A 19,961-nucleotide genomic window follows, 5' to 3' on the forward strand; every position below is an offset into this window, starting at 1 on the left:
TTTCTCGCAAGCGCCGGCAGGATTAGCTGAGGTCGGACTTTCTCTTTAAGCCGATCCTGCGGGCTCAGCGGTTCCCATCTCCGCGATTTTCCGCCGGCGCTCGAATTCGACCTGGGCCACTTCCAGGAGCTCGACGAGCGCCTCGATGTAGGCGAAGAACTCCGCATCGTTCATCGCACTCACCTGTACCTGAGATCGGTCGCGCAGCATCTGCTTGAGAAAATCGCGGGCGTTGTCGGACATGGCAGGAACCTACGTGACCTTCAGAACGTAGCCGTCGGCAACCAGGCCGTTGATCCCTTCGATGATCATTCTGATATCATCGTGGTTGTAAGTCTTGTCGCGACCCAAGCCGCGCACCTCGACAATCTTGGGCGCCGTCGAAACTCCGGGGGCACCAGCGGCATGGTCCGGAGGGAAGGGATATTCCCCCCGATGCATCGCGTTCAGCTCCGGATAGAACTCTCTCGTCATTGCCGCCGGCATGACGAATTCACCGGCGGAAAGCCTAGCCAGGACGCTATCGCTCGTCCCGGTGCCGGGGCCTTGCACAAGGCCGCCGCTCGCGAAGGACTGAGCGGAAATCGTGGCAACAGACGCCGCACCCTGCGCTATCGCAGCGGCTACGCCGGCATAGCCGAGCGGGGTTGGCCCATAAAACGCGAGCGCCTTCGTAGCGGCCATCTGTGTGTTGATGATCGCCTGGGCGATGCCGAACGCCTTCGACGCGATCCCCATGGTTTTATTGTTTTTGGCGAACGTGCCCGTAAGCTGGGACATGGCCCCGGAGAAGCTCGCAAGGCTGTTGCCCATGGCTTGCCAGCCCAACCCCATGTCTTCGGCCGCCTTCACCGATAGTGCCCGGTGCTGCTCGACGGTGATTTCGTTTTCACGGAGCATCATGTCGTAGACGGCAACGCTCTTTGCCAACCTGTCGTAGGGCGTCTCGATGGTTTGCAGCGCATTGACGGCGGCATTCTTGAGCAGCTCAGTGTTCAACATCGCCATCTTGGGCGTGAGACCCTCGAGCGTCGTTACAGCCTTCTGTCCTTTGTCCCCAAAGAGACCGAGCTGCAGCGCGGCGAGCGCAAAGCCCGGCGCAAGCGCGTCGAAATCGCCCTTGGTGATCCGCGTGCGGATCGAGAGGTTCGCCAGTTGGGCGTTGTACGCCTTCATCTTGGCGATTTCTTCCTCACTTGCGACCTTCGGAGGATCCTTCAGCTTCTTCTTCGCCTCCTCGCTCGCCGTCCCGAGTTTTTCGATCTCAGCGGTCAGAGCCTCGGTGTCGAGACCGATATTCTTGAGTCCCTGAGAGATCGAATCTGATGCGCCTTTCGGCAGCATGCCTGCCACAGCAGTCCCGATTTTTTCGAGCTGCTCGATGAACGCGGGCATGTTGCCCGTGGCATAGATGATCACCCCGGCGAAGGCCGCAATGCGGGCGATCGAAATCGCTTTGGCGGCGTTTAGCATCGTCGTCGCCAGCGTGGCCGCTGCGATCGACCTTGCGAACGTGACAAAGCTCATCGCAATGGCGGCCACGGCACCGACGATCTGTGATCCGACGAAAATCCCGAGCAGATTGCCGAGCAACTTGACATTGTCGCTCACGAACAAGATTGCCCGTGAGAAGCCATCGGCCGCCTTGGTCACGAGATCGTTGTCTTTTACGAACTTGATGAACCTTCCTGAAATGTCAGCTAGCGCCGGTGCCAGGCGCGCCGAGATCGTCATGACGATCCCGTTCTTGGCTGCATTCAACCGGGTCAGATTGTCGTTGAACGCTTCGGCGGCTTTCGCCGTCCTGTCGGTGATCGTGAGGCCAAGCGCCGCGGCCTCATCCTTCATCTCCTTCAGGCCGGTCTTGCCTGAGTTCAGCATTGGGATGAGGTCGGCACCCGACTTGCCGAAGAGAGCGATCGCAAGCGCCGTCTTGCCGGCCCCGTCCTTCATGCCGGCGAAGCGTTCGGCGATGTCGCTGATGATGTCGCTGGTCGGCCGGAGCTGACCGCCGCTGTCTTTCGCACTGATGCCCAAGGATGTCAGTGCACGCGCCGCCGCGGTCGACGGATTTCCGAGGCTCTCGACGAGGTTCTTGCTGAATTTGCCAACACCGCCGCCGAGCTGCTCGATGGAAAGATCAGACAGCGCCGCCGCATGCTGCAGCTTAGACAGCTCCTCGACGGGAATTCCCCACTTCTGCGCAGCCTTGCCAAGCTCGTCAGCATGGCCGAACGCCGAGGTCAGCGAGGAGGCGAACCCATCGGCCCACTTTTGAAGCTGGATACCGCCGAATACGGCGGCCATCTGCTTCCCGAATGAAGCAACCTTGGTCTCCGAGCGCTTCAACGCGGAATCCAGGCCAGAGTGGTCGCCGCCGAGAACGACGCGAAGCACGCCCAAAGTCGATCCGGATGATGCCATTTCGAAGTTCTCCTCTCGCTGGGCAGGTGGAGTTATCAGGCCTTCTGAGGCTCGCCGCTGGACGACATCGAAGCATCAGGTCCGACCAGCGCGGTCATTCCACCATCTTCAAAGAGGTTGATAATGGTTTCGACGGCGGCACTGAGACCGCCACATGCTTCGATCAGCCTGCCGGCCTCCTGGACCGTAATCTCCGGATGATTGTCGGTAAGAGCGGCCCAGAACAGCCATCGGATTCGGCTGATCGTGATCCTCTCCGGAACCGCCAGATCCGCGAGGATGCTCCCAAATCCCGCAGCGGCCTTTTCCTCCATCTCGCACATCGCATTGGCGCTCATGCTGAGAATATAGGTCTTGCCGTCCGCTTCGATCGTCGAGGTCTTCAACTGCATTGCATGGTTTCCTTTTCTGTAGAGGCGTTGGCTAACTCGAGCCCGCCGCCATCTGTTGACGCATCGCTTTGATGTACTCTTCGAGATCCCGAATCCTGCCCCGGGCCGCGCTGAGCATCACCTTGTCGGGCGGCTGGACCTTGTTCAGGCGGTCAAGCTCGCCCCGAGCTGCAGCGAGCTCGCCTTCCTTGCGTTTCAAGATGGCTTCCGGCGAATTGGCGGCATTCTGGCGGTGAACCTGAAGCCGATACTCGACATCGGCGAGTGCAGCGCGTGTTTCGCTCAACAGCTGCTTCTGACTTTCTGGCGTTGTGCTCAGGACGCGCTTGAGGCTAACGAGATCAGCCTCCAGCTTCTTGACTTCAGCCGGAGTGTTTTGGCGGAAGGTCGCGGTTTGGGAACGTGGGCGCATGCCGGAAGTCCTTCGGAATGATCGTCTGGCTTTATCGCCAGAGCCTCACGCGGCCGGCCTTCTCGGCCTTTCGTAGCGCGACGTAAGCGCCGACGTCCGAAAATTCTGCCTGCAGAGCTGAGGATCCTTCCCACTCGGCCCGCCAGGCGTCTGGCGTGCCATTTGCGCTTAGCGACGGTGCGAGCTTTGAAATGATTTTGACGCGGCCGGCTGCTTCGGCTTTGCGCAAAGCGACGTAGGTCTCGACGTCGACGAATTCGTGCTGAAGCGCCGCCGAGCCGTTCCACTCCGCGCGATAGGTCGATTCGCCGGTCACTGACGCGGGCGCCGGGCGATCCGGTTCGAGGGGAGAGGCTGCGGCAACAGCTCCAGGACCATGCCCCGCCATGGCGGCCTTTGTCGCAGCGACATGGCGATGAATGCGCGCCAATGCATCACTTGAGAGCGGCGCGGTCGGCGGCTGAACCGCTTGAGCCACTGGTGCTGAGTGTTCGGCCCACAATTCCCTGCAAACATCGGCGAGTGACATGAGCGGTCTCCTAAAATCGATTCTAGCGGCTGTTTTTTCGGTTTGTCGGGACCGAGGCGCCGTCCGCGATCAGATCTGCGCCTCGGTCCCTAGGGATTGCGAAGGAGTTTCCGAAACAAGCTCTGGACCAAGACTTGCCGAGGAAAAATCTGCGCGTGCCCCTTTGCTCTCTTGCGCCAACGTCCGACGCCACCCGAAACTAGGACCCACGTGACGGCAAGAAAAACGCAATTGTTCGGAATTCAAATTCCGAAAACAACAGCTTTAGTCTGACCGACCTGGACACGGCGCCTGCGCAAGTTTGCGCAGGCTACGACAGCCGAACGCCGGGGCTCAGGACACGCCGGCCACGGGCCCGCTTGGATGTGCCGAGCAGGGGCGACGCCGGCTTCGTGATCTGGGCCGGCGCCGCGCTGAAGAGGTCGTCGGCGATCGCTGCCTCGGTCCGCCAGATGGCGTTCGCGCGATCGGCCCAATGAGCTGGCGACCAACTGTCCATCTTCTCGAGCCAGGCGAGCGCGCGGCAACCGACGACGATGTCGAGCGCTTCGTTCGCGCGGCCGGGCGTCTTGCGCCATTCCCGCTGATCACCGGGGCGTTCCATCATCGCCCGCCGAGCCTTGCCCTTGGCCTGGGCCTTGGGGTCGAACAGAACCTCTGCGGTAAGCTGCTTGGCGTAATCTTCTCCGACCCAGTCCGGCAGGTGCAGCGTCCCGTGCCGGAATCGTCCGTCGACATCGGGTCCCTCAATCAATCCCCGCAGCCCATGGTACACGGCGCTTTTCAGCCCGAACGTTCCGATGAAGTGCAGGCGGACGGCGCGCCCGTGAACTTTCCGCCCTAGCGACGTCTTGAGCGGCACCTTGCGAACCACGCATGGCAGCGCGTCCCTGGCGCGGGCGCCTGATGCGCCTTTACAGACGCGCAGGTTATGACGGCCAAGCGCCCGCTGATAGATCACCGGCGAAATATAGCCCGTGTCGATGCCCCATGACGTGACCCCGATCACCGCCCCGTTCGCGGTGCGAAAAGTCCTTCCCAAAAGGGCATCAACCTCCCGCCACGCTTCATCCGTTTCGGCCGGATGCGGGATGACGTCGCAATCGACCAGCCAGCCTTGGCCTTCCGGCCCCCATGCCCAGACGCCCCATTCCAGCCGATCCCCCTGAACGTCGATAAAGCCGGTGAGGAGGCACGCCGGCCAGCAAACCGTGCCCCGCGGCCATTCCTTTCGAGCCGTGAGCAACCGGTCCCAGTCGGGCGCGTCAGCGGTCGGGTCGAAGGGCTCGCCGAGATCTTGCTGGCAGAACGTTTTCCATTTCAGCGGATGGCCCTTGGCCGCGATCCCCCGGGCGTAGATGTCGTCCCAGCGTTCGAAATCCGAATAAGCCGACCACCATGAGTAGCTCGGCTGCCAGTCGCGGCAACGCCCTTCGCAGGGCGGGCAGTGCCACTGTTCGATTTCGCTCGCCTTGATGATCGTGGGCACGGGCGCTTCATCGTCGTGAACGCGCGTCGCGATCCAGCGTGCCTTCGCGAGCATTTCGGCGCGGTGCACCTGGTCGATCAGCGAGCCGCAGGAAGCGCAGGCGAACGTGACGCGATGTCTCGTCGTTTCGCTCGGCGGCTGCATGCGATCGAACTGCAGCGTCTGGAAATCACCGCAATGCGGGCAGGGAACGTAGGCCTTACGCTGGTCGCCGGCCTCGTACATCTCCGAAATCCGGCAGTCCCCGAGCAGCCCGGGCGTCGACGATCGGTAGGTCTTGGCGAGGTCGCTCCAGGATTTCTGCCGTGCTTCCGCCTGGGTAATCGGCGAGCCGCGGCCGTCGGTGTCGAGCGGATACTCGGAGATCTCGTCCATCGCCAGGTAGCGGATGGAAATCCCCTGAAGGCCTTTCGATGAAGATGCGGTCACGATCTGGGCGAAGCCGCCGCTGAAGCGCTTGAAGGATGTGGTCGACGCGGCTTCATCGCGGCTGTTGTCGGGGCGCACGCGATGCTGGATGCGCGGCGAGGCGTCGATGGTCGGCTGCAGCTTGACGCGATTGAACTTCACCGCCTCATCGAGCGACGGCAGCACGATCAACATCGGGCCCGGCGCGCGGTCGACGATATATCCGAACCAATTGACGATGATCTCGGTCTTGACGATCTGCGCCGAGCCCATGTTCGTCACGGTGCGCGCGGGGTGATCAGGATGCAGGCAATCCATGATCTCGCGTGCGAGCGGCACGCGGGAGGTAAGCCACTGGCCCGGGAAGCGCGAGCCGGATTCGGCGCTGACAACGCGGTACCGATCAGCCCAGTCGGAAACCGTCAGGTCCTCCTCAGGAGTAGCTGCCTGGGCCAGGGCGCGCGCCAGCAAAACCCGGCCATCCGGCATCGACGGAAAGGTGATGCGGAGTTGCGCCGAGCTGAGCGACATTGTCAGCGCTCCGCCGTTTCGGCGTTTAAGTCGGACGCTGGCGTTGAAAGAGCGTCGTGCGGGTCGGACGCGTAGGCTCGCATCATGTCGGCGAACGCATCGAAACCCTTCGCCGTCATCGCCCGGAGCTTCGGTCGGATCAGTCGCGCCTCGCCGGCGAACTGATGCGCGAGCTGCTCGGCGGTGTCGTTGACTGCGGCGTCCATGGCTGCTCGCATCGCAGCGATGGCAACAGCGGCGCCCTCCGCCACCTCGTCGCGCAAGGTCAGCTTGCTCTCGCGCTCCGCCAGGTCCAGCTCGCGGAGACGCGCGTCAGCGTCAAGCTTGCGGGCCTGCGAATCCGATTTCGATCGAGCGCCGGCGAGCGGCTTCGCATCGAGGTTGATGTTCTCGGCGCGATGCTTCCTGAGCGTCTCGAAATCGAGAACGGTCTCGCGACCGCGCTTCACCGGGTTGAGCGCCGCGGCGTAGCGGTCGACGTAGCGAGACAGCGTCGACCGCTCGACCTTGTCGCCGGCTTCAGTCAGCCGCCGCGCCGCTTCCGTGACGCTGACAAGACCCGTGCTATCGTGCGGCGAAGTGTTCATGAGCGTGTATCGTTTTCAAACTTGATCAACTAGAAAAATCTCGGGGTCCGAATTACTCGCGTGGACCAAAACTCCAGAAGGACCCGCGAAGCTCAGGCAAATCCCTCGGACGTCTCGACCCTGCCTTGCCCTCTCAGTTGCGGAGGGTTCCGCTATCTCAGCGTCGGCGCTGGCACCATCCAAGGCGAGGCCGCCGATCAGCCTTCGATGGTCGAGCTGCAGCACCATCAATCCGGCGCGTTCGGTCGAAGTGCTGAAGGCCTTGCCGAACTCATACCGGTTCATTGAGCAGCCGCTCCTTCGATCGAAAGCACCAACGCGACAGGTGAGAGGGAGAACTCTAAACGCCGGCGTGCGACGCTCAGGCCGACGGTCAGCAGAGTGCGCAGCATTCGCGCCACCGCGGACGCTCGCGGTGGACACGAGAAATCAGCCCTGCAATTGCGGACCCTTCTGCCATGCGGCATGACCTCGAAACTGTACCCGAGCGGTACAGTTTCTCCGGCTGTGGTCGCGAGGCGCAGAGATTGCTTGATTTGGGAGCTTGGCTCCAAAATTGGGAGGACTTGGGAGGAGCTTCGAATTATGCTCCCAGCACGAACACATTGGTTTGAAAGACCAATTTTGCTCGTTTTGCCCTCATGGGAAGATTGGGAGCTTATTTCAGGTTTAGAAACATACTGCTCGCGCGCGCGCGCCCACACGCGCATGTGCGTACATACGGAAACAAGCTCCCATTCTTGATCGTAAGCTCCCAAACGCTTGAACATCAGCAACTTGCGCCGCGGGGTAATCCTCCCGCTCTCCTCCCATTTCGGGAGCTTATCCTCCCAAAAACGCGTTTCGCCGCCTTCAACAGGGGGCGCGGGGGATAGGATCGGCGACGCGGCGCTCATTGCTGCAACCCCAATGCCCTCAATTTCGATTGCAGGAACGTGAGTGCATCAAGCGGCGAGGCCGATCGCCATGCCGCTTCCAACGCGGCAAGCCCGTGCGAGCCGCCGGCCGCTGGCTCGCTGAATTCGAAGAGACTAGTCGACGAGACGAGCTTTAGATCGATCCACCACAGGACGTTCGATTGAACCTTCTGTTGCCCGGCCTTTTTCATCTCGATCGCGAAGCGCTTGATGCCAAGGGGAGAGACATCGTTCGCAATGCACCAGGCCCTGTAGATCTGATGCAGCACTGAGCTCTGCACTCGATGGCCGATGCTGCGAACGGTGCACTCAGCCAAGAACTGCCCGAGGTGATCTTGATCGTTGCCGGTCATGGCGTTCATTCTCCTGTTTCGTTCGTGGCAGGTGGACCGACAACCACATTGACGCGCTGAATAGCGGGCTGGATCGACTGCCAGGATTGGATCAGCGCCGCATCGAATTGAGCGACGATGTAGTTGCGGATGAACTGTGTCGGTGCGCTGAGCGTTACAGTCTCAGCGTTCTCGCTGACCAGCGACACCTTGCCGAACCACGCAAGGAACACGTCCTTGCCAAGCCGCTTTCTAAGCACGTCGCCGGCCGCCCCCAGTGGGCCGGCGGTCGATCGATGCTCCCGCACGCCCGTAGAGTCCTTCTCCGAAGGAGAAGAAAGAGTAGGAGGGTCATCCGTGACCCCGTTTACGGCTCGAAATGAACCTCTTTTTCCGCCGGAAACGGGGTCAGATTTGAACCCGTTTGGAGAGTAAAGAGGGTCAACTGTGACCCCGTTTACGGGCTCAGATTTGGACCCCTTTTCCACCTTGCGATTCCACCGCTCGACGACGTTGGCGACCAGCCTCTGGCCGCGGTCGGTCGCCGATACCTGGACAGAGTTGCAGGCCGGGAGGTACTCGTTCGCGATGCCGCGACCACCATAGGCGCGGCTGCCATCGATGCGGCTGCCGACCTCGCGTCGTCGCACAATGAGGTAGCCGCGCTCCTCAAGCTCAGCGATTGCCCGTTTCGCCGTCGCCAGGCTCACCTCCGCTACGCGCGCCACTGTCTCGCGGCTGATGTACGTCAATCCGGATTTGTTGCCGAAATGGGTTCCGATCACGCATGCGATGCGAAGTCCGACGGGGGAAAGGCGAGAATCGAGCGCCATCACGTCTACCCAGTCCATCCGCAATTGCTTGGGGATCAGGATGACGTCAGCGCCTCGATCGGCCATTTTCGATTTCAGTGCCTCAACCATCGGTCGACGACCTTCCGGCGACGTCGAAAGCCGTAAGTGCCGCCGCAAGAATTTCATTGAGAAAGCGCTTCCGAACCGCCGGCCGGACGTCTCGCCAAGCCGCGCGCAAGGCGCGCAGTTCGTTGGCCTCGCCCGACGCGGCTTGCATGCCATCCCGGATCCGTTGGCGCACGGCGGGGTCCGCCATCCGCGCCTTTGTGGCCTCGCTGATCTTTGCCCGCTCCTCGGGGGTCATGTGCCTGGTCGCCTTCATGCTGGCGTCCTCAAAGCTCTTCCCGGAAGCAATCCCTCAATTGACCGTTTGCCTTGCCCAAAGCATTCTGAACGCCGAAAATTGTTCAACGTCCTCAATGGGAGAACGGAGCGGGAAAGTTCAGAATAGGTGTTGAACTTCGTGGCGGTTTCGGCTGATTTTGATTCCACCATGCGGAGGTTCGAATCCTCCCGCCCCAGCCAAGCCGTGATGCCGCCGCAACGACGCTCCACATTGGCTCGATTCCGGGTTTGCGGCGCCCTTGAAGGCGCAACGGAACAACAGTCGGCCGGGAGCGCTGCACGAACTTGTTTCTGGTTGGGCAGGTGATGAACTCGAACATCGAACCTCTTGCGCGCGCCATGGCCGAACGAATCTGCCGGCGCGAAGGCATGGCGGAAGAGAAGGTCGCCGCCTGGGTCGAACTGCATTGGCCTTGCGCCGCCGCGATGCTCGAGGCCGGTCTGATGGACGAGACCGGCGACTGGCTTCCCGGCAAGGATCTGTTGCACGTGTTCGAAGCCTATCGCGAGCGGATCAAGCGTTAGCGGCGCTGGTGCGCGTAGGACGAATAACGGAATGGAGTCTCTTCAGGCAGAACCAGAGTGGGGCGCGGCTCGATGAGATGCTGCGCATCGCGGTCGCGCCACTCGTCTGAGTACTCGCCGCCGTCAGCCAGCTTCTTCGGGCAGGAGCGCCTCGAGACGTCGAGCGGCACCAACGACAGTTTCTCTTGAGATCGATCGTTGCGCGTGGAGGTCGCGTGTTCGACGTTGTCATCCTCGTTGCTCGACGTCGCGATTGCGGTCTCGCGCTGGTCAAGGACGCGATCGTGCTCGCCGGTCTGCGACTAACAAGATCGGTGATCGTGTGCCTTAAGCGAGGATCGACAGCGCGCGAGATGCGAATGCAGCAAGATAGTTCCTGCGAGTCGGGAGCGCGCGATCATTCGCAAGCACGCCAGCACGCGTATCGACGAGGCGCCAACATTCACGGTTCTCGTGTCAGCAAGGTACAGAATACCGACGCGTGAAAAAAGATTCCGACTCGCGAAGTACAGAGTACCGACAGACCAAGAATCTTTCGGAGCGATTTGCATTAGCACAACTTTTTGTTGAACTCACATTTTCGCTATTATTCAATTCACCTCAAGGAGCATGCTGCAGCCGAAAGTTCATTCCCTGTGACTCGAAAGGGGAACGTACCGGCAAGCGGCAGCTGTGAGGGAGGGGCTGACTTTCATGGGCGCGGAATCCGCGCGGATGCTCGCTGAGCTCCGCACATCCAAACATGCGGCGTATCGAATCTCGCGAGCGGCGCTCGTTGGTTTTGCCTCGCTAACGATCCTTGGTCTCGGCGGATCGTTCGACTTTGGCGCGGTCAAAGGTGCACCGGCGAAGAACGAGTCCGCGACCAGCCAGCCGGCCGCAGCGCCGGACGACTCCGCCCAGCAGGCAATTAGCGAACTGGCCAAGTGGCTCGACGGCGGGGCGACTTCACCGCATGGCGCCAATCCTCATGCTGCCAATCCTCATGCTGCGAACCCCCACGGCAAGAATCCTCATGGCGCAAAACCTCATGGGGCTGCAAATCCGCATGGCGCCAATCCGCACGCGTCGCTTGGCGATCGGTCCGAGCGAAAGGCGTTGGTGGACTTCGTTCGCACGCTGAATGAGAAGTCGGCTGGGCTCGATGCGCCGAAGATCGTGGCGCCGAAGCTGGATGCGAAGATCGTAGCGCCAAAGATCGTACTTGCTGAGAATGCGCCGGCGAAAAGCGCCTCCAAGCCGAGGGCGGCAGCCGCTTCGGCTGCCGGCGCGCGCGCGCCGATGGTCGCCCCGGCACCCGACGATCCGCTCGGCCGCTACTATGTCGGTTCGAAGCCCTGCGAAACCTGCCATGCCGGTCTGTTCGACGAGTTCCAGGAAACCGTCATGGGCCGCAACATCAAGTCCGGCAAGATGACGCCCCAGGGTAAGATGGAATGCGAGACCTGCCACGGTCCCGGCTCGAAACACGTCAACGAGGGCGGCGGGCGCAACGAGCCTTCCATCACTCGCATCCGCTCGTTCCGCAAGACCGATCCGGCCCGCGAGACCGCAGACGTCAACGGCGTCTGTCTGTCGTGCCACGAGAAGGGCAACCAGACCTACTGGCAAGGCAGCGCGCACCAGAATCGCGACGTCGCCTGCGTCGACTGCCACACGGTGATGCGCAAGACCACGCCGCGCAACCAGCTCGCCAGGAACACGGTGATGGACACCTGCTTCCAGTGCCACAAGGATCGCCGCGCGCAGACCTATCGCACGTCGCATATGCCTATACGCGAGGGCAAGATTAACTGTGCGAGCTGCCACAATCCCCACGGCAGCCCGACGGAAAAGCTGCTCAAGGAAGCCTCGATCAACGAGACTTGCTACAACTGCCACGCCGACAAGCGCGGACCGTTCCTCTACGAACATGCGCCGGTGCGCGAGAACTGCCTGAACTGCCACGACGCGCACGGCACCATGCATGACAATTCGCTTGTCGTGATGCGCGAACGCTTGTGCCAGCGCTGCCACAGTCCGCACGGCGCGGCTGGCGCCGGACCGTTGTCGGGCAACAACGCATTCATAGCGACGCAGAACCGCTATGCGGTCGGGCAATCGTGCCAGAACTGCCACACCAACATCCACGGTTCGAACAGCCCGTCGGGTTCAAGGTTCCATCGGTAGGCAACAGTGTGTGACGCACGGCCGGCGGAAACTTCGGCCGTGCAAAGAGCGAAAAATTGGAGACGAGAACGCACGAGTTGAAGAGTGCGGCGTCTGGAGGGAGCTTCAATGAAGGGCGGCTCGAAAGTTTTCAGAAGTGGCACCGCACTGACCGGCGTGCTCATCCTCGTCGCAGCGATGGCGACGCCGTCCGGCGCACAGGCGCAGGACGAACCGGCTGTACCAGACTGGGCCGCCCAGCACGGCGGGTGGATGACCTGGGGTGACGTGGAAGGCGGGTACCGCGCCTACATCAAGCAGCCTCCGATGAATGGCGGAACGTGGTGGCGAACGCCGACGAATCCGAACGGAGATCTTTCGGTCCACGAAAGCCGAGCCAAGTTCGAAGAATATGGCCGCTTCCCCAAGGGCTTCTTCCTCGAAACCCTGCGATACGGCGCGCAGACGGTCGATGGCATGTATTCATTCGAGTTGCGGGCCAGGGACATCGCCAACAACAACCAGAGCTATGTTTTCGACTGGTCGAAAGCGGGCGAGCTGTACGGCACCTATTCGTGGGATCAGATTCCGCATCTTTACAGCACGAGCGCGCAGAACATCTGGAATGGCGTCGGCACGAATGCCCTGACCACCGCCGTGTCGTTTCCAGTAGTCCCGCCTGCGAACGGCGCCGCGACCGTCGCCAATCACGTGGCGTTCGACGCCGCGCTCAACGGCAAGTTCAACACCATCAGCATCGGCATTCAGCGCGACAAGCTCGCGACCTCGCAACGCTGGACGCCGAACCAGAATTGGGACTTCCGCGCCGACTATTCGCATGAGCATCGCTACGGTACCCAGCTTGCCGGCGTCCTGACCGGCAACAATGCCGGCGCCAACGTGAATCTCATGCAGGTGCCGCGCCCGGTGGAGGATGTGACGCAGGACGCCAGGCTCGCCGGCGAATACATCGGCTCGACGGGTTGGGGCGGCAAGTTCAATCTTCGCACCAGCGCCGGCATGTCGACGTTCAGAAACGGCTTCGATTCGTATACCGTCCAGAACCCGTTCTATATGGGCGCGGTCAGCTCGCTGAATCCCCAGTTTATCGGGGTCAGCCTGGCTCCGGACAACAACGCGGCGAATGTCGGCGCCACGGCCGGCGTCGATCTGCCGTTCAAGAGCCGCTACATGGGAACGCTCAACTACACCATGATGCGGCAGAACGATCCATTCCCGGTCTACGGGACAACGGGTACCCCGTTGACCTCCAACCCCGGCATCAATCTGGCAGCAACCGTCTTGCCCGCCCTGAGCGCCAACGCCCAGGTCGATACCTTGCTGTTCAACAACGTCGTGAATACCCAGGTCACCGACGATCTCAAGGCGACACTCAAGTATCGCTACTACAACAACAACAACACGACGCCCGAATTGATGTGGCAGCCTTATGTGATCGAGGACTGGAGCGCAACCGGCCTCCCCACCGGTCCCGCACGGCGCAATCTCGCCTACTCGTACACCAAGCAGAATGCCTCCGAGGATGTCACCTGGCGCGCCACCAAGCAGCTCACGGTCGGCGTTTCCGGCGGCTGGGAGCAGTGGGATCGCAACACCAACCAGATGCGCCGCTCCGTCGACGTCACCAACGAGTACTTCGGCAAGGTGTTCATGGACGCCAAGATCGGCGACAACATCGGGCGGCTGCGCGCAAGCTATGAAGCCTCGCAGCGAATGATGGCCACGCCGTACGATTACGTCTCGACCCTGCGGTACACCTACTACACGGGGACTACCGGGCCGACGGCCAACAACCTGATGATGCGCCAGTTCGATTTGAACGATCGCAACCGCAACAAGGCCAGTGCTTCTGTGGAGATCAACGTCGGGCCAAGCGTGACGGTGACGCCAACTGCCGGAATGCGTTTCGATTCCTATAAAATCGATCAGGCGCTGTTCCAGTCCGGCCTGAAGAAGGACAACAATTGGAATGCCGGCGTCGAAATTGCCTACGCTTTCCAGCCGGGCACCAATGTCATGTTCGCCTACGTGTACGAAGATTACGATCGTTACATGGTCGGCACATCGCAGAACACGGCACTCTTGGCAGGCGTTCCAGGCGTCTTCCCGCCGCTAGCCAACTTCAACTATTGGGCCGGCGGGATGGTCGAGAAGGTTCACACCTTCATCGTCTCGTCGAACATCGAGGTCATCCCGAACACGTTGGATCTCAAGCTGAACTACGTCTATGCCCTGGCCAACGAGAACTGGACGAACAACGCGTTGCCGGGTTCGGTAGGCACTGCGGACTGTGCCGGCAATGCGGCAGTTCGGTGTCAGGTCTTCCCCACCGTCAAGACGGCGTTCCAGCGCTTCGACGCGACGGCGAAATACCGGATCGACACGTCGCTCCTCAGTCAACTCGGGTTCACGGGCGAATCCTTCCTGAACGTCCGCTACGTCTGGGAGCGCAATTCGGTCGCCAATTGGCAGAACGACTGGACCACGCCGTACATGTATCTGATCGACAGCGCGACGTTGCGCAACGTCCAGATGGCGGCGGTCAATCCGAACTACAACGCGCAGATGATCATGACCTCGCTGCAGTTCAAATGGTGAGGCGTCAGCAGGGGTAAGTCGGGCGAAGATGACGGTCCGCTGTGCAAGCGGGCCGCCGGGATAACGGAAGCGCCGTTACCAAAAAAGTAACGGGCTCAACAAACAGGAGAGGGAGTACCCAATGGATAGCAACGAAAACAACAAGGGCGGACTTTCGCGGCGTGCCGTTCTGGCGCGTGGAGCGCTCGCTGCCGGCGCGGTCGCGACGATGGACCTGCTCGCAGCGGAAGCGAACGCTCAGGTGAAAAAGGCCACGCAAGCCGCTTCGGGTTATCAGGCAAGCCCGAAGGGCAACCAGCAGTGCGACAATTGCCGTCATTGGGCCGGCGGAGGCGTATGCAAGGTTGTCGAGGGCTCGATTGCCGCCGCCGGCTGGTGCCGCCTCTACGCCAAGAAATAGCCCTGCGTTTGCGACAGACCAACGGCTCGACGCGTCGCAAGCCCAGGGAAAGCAGGATCGGTTTTTATCATTTTGCCTTAGTCCATCAAGAGCCAGGAAGGCCCCGGCGCGGAAGCGCCGGGATTCTTCATTGCGCGAGGAGCGACTCGAGGCGTTCGAGCAGTGGTCGTTGGCCCTCATTGATCCGCTGCCGCGCCTCGGCCAGAGCGAACCATTCGGCGCGATCGATCTCGGGAAAGGTCTGTCGCTTGCCGCTGCGCGGCGGCCATTCCACTTCGAAACTGTTGCTGCGGATCGCCTGTGTGTCGAGATCGAACTCGGCGGCAAACGCCGTCACCAGCTTGCCGCCGCGTTGCCGGATCTCGCCGAGGGAACGGAGGGGAGTTTCGATCTCGACGCCGAGCTCCTCGCAGAACTCCCGGCGCGCCACGGCTTCCGGATCCTCGCCGGCGGAGAATTCACCCTTCGGGATCGACCAGGCGCCGAGATCCTTGTTGCGCCAATACGGCCCGCCCGGATGCACCAGCAGCACCTCCAGCTGATGCCCCTTTTTGCGGTAGGCGATGATCCCGGCGCTCCTCGGCGACATGACCGCGTTCCAGACGACGACAGCAGTTTAACGCGCCGACGCCACGCGGATCTTGCGGCCGCCTGGCTTGTCCTTACCGGACGCCTGTGCCGCCGCCGCGCTGCGCGTCACGCGCGCGGCGCTCGTCGCGAGAAGCTTGCGCGCTCTCAGCGCCGAGACTACTCGCTTGCGCGTCCCGGCCTTGAGTTTGGCCATCGCCTCGGCCGCTTCGGCCTTCCGGATGATGACACTCACGGCGGGTGTAAGCGAAACCGGTACGAGTGCGAAGTCCTTGGACTTGGAGAGACCGCCGACGCCTTCGCAAGGCGCCTCGCGCGGCAGGTCCAGCCGCATGCTGGCCGTCTGCGCTTCCTCCGTCCAGCTCTCGGCCGTGGAGCCGGTGATGATCCGGACATAATCGCGGGTCTCGCGCGGCAATCCCGTCTCCTTGGCCAGCCATCTCTGGATCCGGCCGGAGCCGGCGTTATAGGCCGCTGCGGCCAGACCAAGGTTGCCGAACTGTTCGCGAAGCTTGGCGAGCAGCCTTGCCGAAGCCGGCAGCGCCTTGAGCGGATCGAAGGGATCATCCAGCCCGACTTCGGCAGCCGTCTCCGGCATGAACTGGGCAACGCCCTGCGCGCCCGCATGGCTGACTTCGCTGGAGCGGAAACGGCTCTCCTGCCAGATCAGGCGGGCAAAGAAGGCGACCGGAATCTCCGCGGCCCGGGCTGCCTCCTTGAGCGCACGGCAGAAGTTGTCTTCAGGCGGCTCTGCCGATGTCTCAGCGGCCGGCTGCTGTGGTTCGAGCGCTGCGCCGGGTTCCTCCTTTGCGCCTGCGGCTTCGAAAAAGGCAGCGCTCGCGAAATCGGTTTCGTGTGCAGAGCTGATGCGGAGAACAGGATCCATGCCCGGCGAGCTCGACGCAGCGTCGTGGAGCAAGGCGTCGAAGTCGAGCATCAGAACAAGGAACGCGGCGATCGCCGCGACGAGAAATCGCATTTCCGACAGGACCCCATAGCTGCGCCGGTGAGGGGGAAAATGCGCTGTCGATACCGACTTTTTAGCGGGTCGATTGCGGCGAAGCCGCGATTTTTGCGGTCCCAAATGTGAAGGCTTTGTCTCGCGTGCTGGAACCGAACGCGCGGCCGGAGCTTTGTACCCACGGCTACCAGCTGGGAACAAGATGATCCGCTTTGTCTTCGCAGTCGTATTGTCGCTCGGCCTGACGGCATCTTCGCTTGCGGGTACCATCGATGCTGGTGCGATCAACGACGCGGCATATCCTGCAAAGCGTCCCGCCGGCGACAAGATCAACGCTTCGGTGGTGAAGCTACAGATCCTGCTCGACCGCGCGCTGTTCTTGCCTGGCGAGATTGACGGCAAGCTCGGCGACAACGCGCAGAAGGCGCTGCGCGCATTTGCGCAAGCGAACGGCCTTTCGTTCGACAAGAGCCCGCCGCCCGAGCTTTGGGACAGGCTGCTCGCGGCGAGTGAGGGGGCCGTCATCGCCGACTACAAGATCGCGGAGGCCGACGTGAAGGGGCCGTTTCTGAAGCGGCTGCCCGAGAAGATGGAGAAGATGAAGAACCTCAAAGCGCTCAGCTACACCAGCCCGCGCGAAGCACTCGCCGAGAAATTCCACATGAGCGAAGAACTTCTTCGAACGCTCAATCCCGGCAAGAGATTCGATCGTGCCGGCGAAGTGATCGCGGTCGCCAACGTTCTTACTCACCGCAAGCCGGCCAACATCAGCCGGATCGAAGTCGACAAGACGCAACAGACGGTGACGGCCTTCGATCCTTCGAACCACATCGTGGCGTTCTTTCCGGCAACCGTAGGCAGCTCCGAGAGGCCGACACCGGGCGGTGCCCTCCAGGTCATCTCGAGCGACGCAAAGCCGACCTATCGCTACAACCCGGACTACAACTTCCCGGGCGTGAATGCGAAGACGCCGTTCACCATCCGGCCCGGCCCGAACAGTCCGGTGGGCTCGTACTGGATCGGACTGTCGGCGCAGGGTTACGGCATTCACGGCACGCCCGATCCCGACAAGATCGGCAAATCGGCTTCGCATGGCTGCGTCCGCCTGACCAACTGGGGTGCCCGCTTTCTCGGTGAGAATGTCAGGCGCGGGACGCCGGTGGTCTTCATCGACGCGCCGATCGGATCTGTGTCGAAGACGCGTGCCTAGGAACGCCCTTCGCCGGAGAACGTTCAGAAAGCGCGGGAGTTGGGCATAGAGGCAAGCGAGAAGCAATGAGCGCCACTGCAAGGGGAGACGAACAGGAGTGGTGGCGGCACGCGGTGATTTACGAAATCGCCCTGATCTCGTTTCAGGATAGCAACGGGGACGGCAAAGGGGATTTGCCGGGCCTGATCTCAAGGCTCGACTACCTCAAATGGCTTGGCGTCGACGCGGTCTGGCTCACGCCGATCTACAAGAGCCCGTTTCGGGACCTCGGCTACGATATCTCAGACTATTGCTGCGTCGATTCCATCTTTGGATCGCTGCAGGATTTCGACGAGCTGGTGTCGAAGCTGCACAAGTCAGGCATTCGACTCATCCTGGACCTTGTTCCCAATCACACGGCCAACGATCATCCGTGGTTCGTCGAGAGCAGCGCCTCGCGCGACAATCCCAAGGCCGATTGGTACATCTGGGCGGACGCCGCCGAGAACGGAGGCCCACCCAATAACTGGCGCAGCCGCTTCGGCGGCACCGCCTGGGAGTGGTGCGAGGCGCGGCGGCAATATTACTATCACTCCTTCCTTTTCGAGCAGCCGGATCTGAACTGGCGCAATCCACAAGTCCGGGCTGCGATCGCGGATGTGATGCGCTTTTGGCTCGATCGCGGAGTCGACGGCTTCCGCCTCGATGCCAGCGCGGTGCTGATCAAGGACGACCTCTTGCGGGACAATCCGCCCGATCCGCAGGCGGGCGAAGACAAGCCGCCGCCGCAACGCTACACGCCCGTGTTCACCGACGACCGACCGGAGGCGATGCACTGCATCGAGCTCATCCGGCGGGTGATCGACGAATATCACGGGCGTCTGTTATGCGGCGAAGTGCAGGGCAAGACCGACCGCATCGGACATTTCTACGGAAACGACAAGCCGCGTCTGCACTTGCCGCTTAATTTCGCGCTGCTGGATTCCGCATGGGATGCGATCTCCTTGCAGGCGAACATCGATGCCTATCTCAGTGCCATTCCGGCTGGTGCCTGGCCGGTGTGGGTGATCGGCGGGCACGACAAGCAGCGCATCGCCAGCAAGATCGGCCAGGACCCCGCGCGCGTGCTGGCGATGCTGCTCCTGACGCTGAAGGGCACGCCGTTCTTCTACATGGGCGACGAACTCGGGCAGGAGAGGGTGCACATTCCGTCCGATCGGGTCCAGGATCCCTTCGAAAAGCTGGTCAAGGGTTACGATCTCTGCCGCGATCCGCAAGGGCGCCGCTACGCTGGGACGGCAGCGACAAGGGCGGCTTCACGACCGGCGAGCCGTGGCTGCCGCTCGACGAAAGACGCGAGCGAAATGTCGAACACCAGAAGGGAGAGGATCGCTCGATCCTGCGGCTTTATCGCCGGCTGCTTGCGCTCAGACGCGAGCATGATTGCCTCCGGGAAGGCGAGCATCGGCCGATCCGCTCGCGCAACGATGTCCTTTCCTACACGCGGGTGTTCGGCGAAACCGAGATCATCGTCGCCTTGAACATCGCAGGCGAGCCACGCCGCTGGGAATGGCAGGGCCGGGGACGGCTTCTGGTCTCGACGCACCTCGATCGCCCGGCTCAGAGCATTGAAGGGCCGACGCTGCTGCGCGCCAATGAGGGATTGGTCGTCGTACTCGAGGGCTGAATGTGCTAGCCCGGCACGAACACCAGCAGCACGCCGTTGCCAGCACTAGGCGCCACGCAAAGCGCGCCGCCGTTGCGCGTCGCCGCCGCGCCGATCGCCTTCTCGGCGGCCGCGACATCGGCGGCGATCACGAGGCCCGCACCGCCGCGCTCGGGGATGCCTGCCAGCGACACTCCCGGATAGCGCCTGGCCAATTGGTCCTTGGTCAGATAGACGAAATCGGCGCGATCGGAGCCGGAAGGCACAGTCACCGCGCCGTCGGTTTCGTTTCTCGCCTCCTGATCAATCAGGCGCGACTGATGCGCGGCGTCCTTGGCAGGCTCAGGCGTTGCGATCAACACCTGCTTGAGCCGCTTGGCGCCATTGGCGTGCTTCATCAACTCCGGAATCCACACCGTCTCGCGGGTCTTGTGCTGGCAGGCAAAGATGCGCATGCCGCCCGGCGCTTCCTCGACCGGCCATTGGAAGACGCGGAACTTGGCTGCGGACTGGCTGCCGTCGGGCATCGTCACCGGCCGCTCGAAATCGATCGGTCCGATCGGCGGGTAGCCGTGTGCGCGGATTTCCTCGGCGCCCGCGGTAGAATCGACGGCGGTAAACGCAATGCGCTCGATGCCCTCGCCA

18 protein-coding genes and 1 pseudogene are annotated in these 19,961 nt (G+C 62.0%); 6 read left to right on the forward strand and 13 right to left on the reverse strand.

Going from position 1 to position 19,961, the window contains the following annotated elements:
* Positions 1-45: 45 nt before the first annotated feature.
* From HY852_RS03580 to HY852_RS03625, 10 genes are all read right to left on the reverse strand, one after another.
* Positions 46-243 (reverse strand): hypothetical protein, encoded by a 198-nt coding sequence (locus tag HY852_RS03580; protein WP_291602691.1) that lies wholly within the window; start codon positions 241-243, stop codon positions 46-48.
* 9 nt (positions 244-252) lie between these two features.
* Positions 253-2,307: a phage tail tape measure protein gene (locus HY852_RS03585; protein ID WP_291602694.1), complete on the reverse strand. Its 2,055-nt coding sequence runs from the start codon at positions 2,305-2,307 to the stop codon at positions 253-255.
* A gap of 152 nt (positions 2,308-2,459) precedes the next feature.
* Positions 2,460-2,816 (reverse strand): hypothetical protein, encoded by a 357-nt coding sequence (locus tag HY852_RS03590; protein WP_291602697.1) that lies wholly within the window; start codon positions 2,814-2,816, stop codon positions 2,460-2,462.
* A gap of 31 nt (positions 2,817-2,847) precedes the next feature.
* On the reverse strand, positions 2,848-3,102 hold the full coding sequence (locus tag HY852_RS03595) for a hypothetical protein (RefSeq protein WP_291602700.1): 255 nt from the start codon (positions 3,100-3,102) through the stop codon (positions 2,848-2,850).
* A 157-nt stretch (positions 3,103-3,259) separates the two neighbouring features.
* The gene (locus tag HY852_RS03600; RefSeq protein WP_291602702.1) at positions 3,260-3,757 is read right to left on the reverse strand and encodes a hypothetical protein; all 498 of its coding nucleotides are present in this window, start codon (positions 3,755-3,757) and stop codon (positions 3,260-3,262) included.
* Positions 3,758-4,067: 310 nt separating this feature from the next.
* A complete protein-coding gene (locus tag HY852_RS03605; protein WP_291602704.1) occupies positions 4,068-6,185 on the reverse strand; it encodes a terminase gpA endonuclease subunit in 2,118 nt (705 codons plus the stop codon).
* Positions 6,186-6,187: 2 nt separating this feature from the next.
* Complete coding sequence (locus tag HY852_RS03610) at positions 6,188-6,772, reverse strand: hypothetical protein (RefSeq protein WP_291602706.1); 585 nt, start codon at positions 6,770-6,772, stop codon at positions 6,188-6,190.
* Positions 6,773-7,664: 892 nt separating this feature from the next.
* The gene (locus tag HY852_RS03615; RefSeq protein WP_291602707.1) at positions 7,665-8,051 is read right to left on the reverse strand and encodes a primase-like DNA-binding domain-containing protein; all 387 of its coding nucleotides are present in this window, start codon (positions 8,049-8,051) and stop codon (positions 7,665-7,667) included.
* Positions 8,048-8,944, reverse strand: a complete 897-nt coding sequence (locus HY852_RS03620; protein WP_291602709.1) for a DnaA N-terminal domain-containing protein — start codon at positions 8,942-8,944, stop codon at positions 8,048-8,050. The genes HY852_RS03615 and HY852_RS03620 overlap by 4 nt, the downstream gene beginning before the upstream one ends.
* Positions 8,937-9,197 (reverse strand): hypothetical protein, encoded by a 261-nt coding sequence (locus HY852_RS03625; protein ID WP_291602711.1) that lies wholly within the window; start codon positions 9,195-9,197, stop codon positions 8,937-8,939. Before HY852_RS03625 ends, HY852_RS03620 begins: the two co-directional genes overlap by 8 nt.
* A 329-nt stretch (positions 9,198-9,526) precedes the next feature.
* Between HY852_RS03625 and HY852_RS03630 the strand changes: the two genes are divergently transcribed.
* The 4 genes from HY852_RS03630 to HY852_RS03645 all read left to right on the forward strand — a co-directional run bounded on the left by HY852_RS03630 (position 9,527) and on the right by HY852_RS03645 (position 14,912).
* Entirely contained in the window at positions 9,527-9,745 is a 219-nt protein-coding gene (locus HY852_RS03630; RefSeq protein WP_291602713.1) for a hypothetical protein, read from the forward strand.
* Between the two features lie 714 nt (positions 9,746-10,459).
* On the forward strand, positions 10,460-11,914 hold the full coding sequence (locus HY852_RS03635) for a DmsE family decaheme c-type cytochrome (RefSeq protein ID WP_291602715.1): 1,455 nt from the start codon (positions 10,460-10,462) through the stop codon (positions 11,912-11,914).
* Positions 11,915-12,022: 108 nt separating this feature from the next.
* Entirely contained in the window at positions 12,023-14,512 is a 2,490-nt protein-coding gene (locus HY852_RS03640; RefSeq protein ID WP_291602717.1) for an MtrB/PioB family decaheme-associated outer membrane protein, read from the forward strand.
* A gap of 121 nt (positions 14,513-14,633) precedes the next feature.
* The gene (locus HY852_RS03645) at positions 14,634-14,912 is read left to right on the forward strand and encodes a high-potential iron-sulfur protein (RefSeq protein ID WP_291602720.1); all 279 of its coding nucleotides are present in this window, start codon (positions 14,634-14,636) and stop codon (positions 14,910-14,912) included.
* 127 nt (positions 14,913-15,039) lie between these two features.
* Here HY852_RS03645 and HY852_RS03650 read toward each other — a convergent pair whose 3' ends face one another.
* Both HY852_RS03650 and HY852_RS03655 read right to left on the reverse strand, forming a co-directional pair.
* Entirely contained in the window at positions 15,040-15,501 is a 462-nt protein-coding gene (locus HY852_RS03650) for an NUDIX domain-containing protein (RefSeq protein ID WP_291602721.1), read from the reverse strand.
* A 27-nt stretch (positions 15,502-15,528) separates the two neighbouring features.
* Entirely contained in the window at positions 15,529-16,479 is a 951-nt protein-coding gene (locus HY852_RS03655; protein WP_291602722.1) for a lytic transglycosylase domain-containing protein, read from the reverse strand.
* A gap of 184 nt (positions 16,480-16,663) precedes the next feature.
* Here HY852_RS03655 and HY852_RS03660 point away from each other — a divergent pair, with 184 nt between their 5' ends.
* Together HY852_RS03660 and HY852_RS03665 are read left to right on the forward strand one after the other, a co-directional pair.
* Positions 16,664-17,671: a L,D-transpeptidase gene (locus HY852_RS03660; RefSeq protein ID WP_291602724.1), complete on the forward strand. Its 1,008-nt coding sequence runs from the start codon at positions 16,664-16,666 to the stop codon at positions 17,669-17,671.
* Positions 17,672-17,736: 65 nt separating this feature from the next.
* A pseudogene (locus tag HY852_RS03665) lies at positions 17,737-19,337 on the forward strand (alpha-amylase family glycosyl hydrolase).
* 5 nt (positions 19,338-19,342) lie between these two features.
* Here HY852_RS03665 and HY852_RS03670 read toward each other — a convergent pair.
* Positions 19,343-19,961: VOC family protein (locus HY852_RS03670; RefSeq protein ID WP_291602726.1), on the reverse strand; the 619-nt coding region annotated here is incomplete at its 5' end.

The organism is Bradyrhizobium sp. (assembly GCF_016213215.1).
Lineage (GTDB): Bacteria > Pseudomonadota > Alphaproteobacteria > Rhizobiales > Xanthobacteraceae > Bradyrhizobium.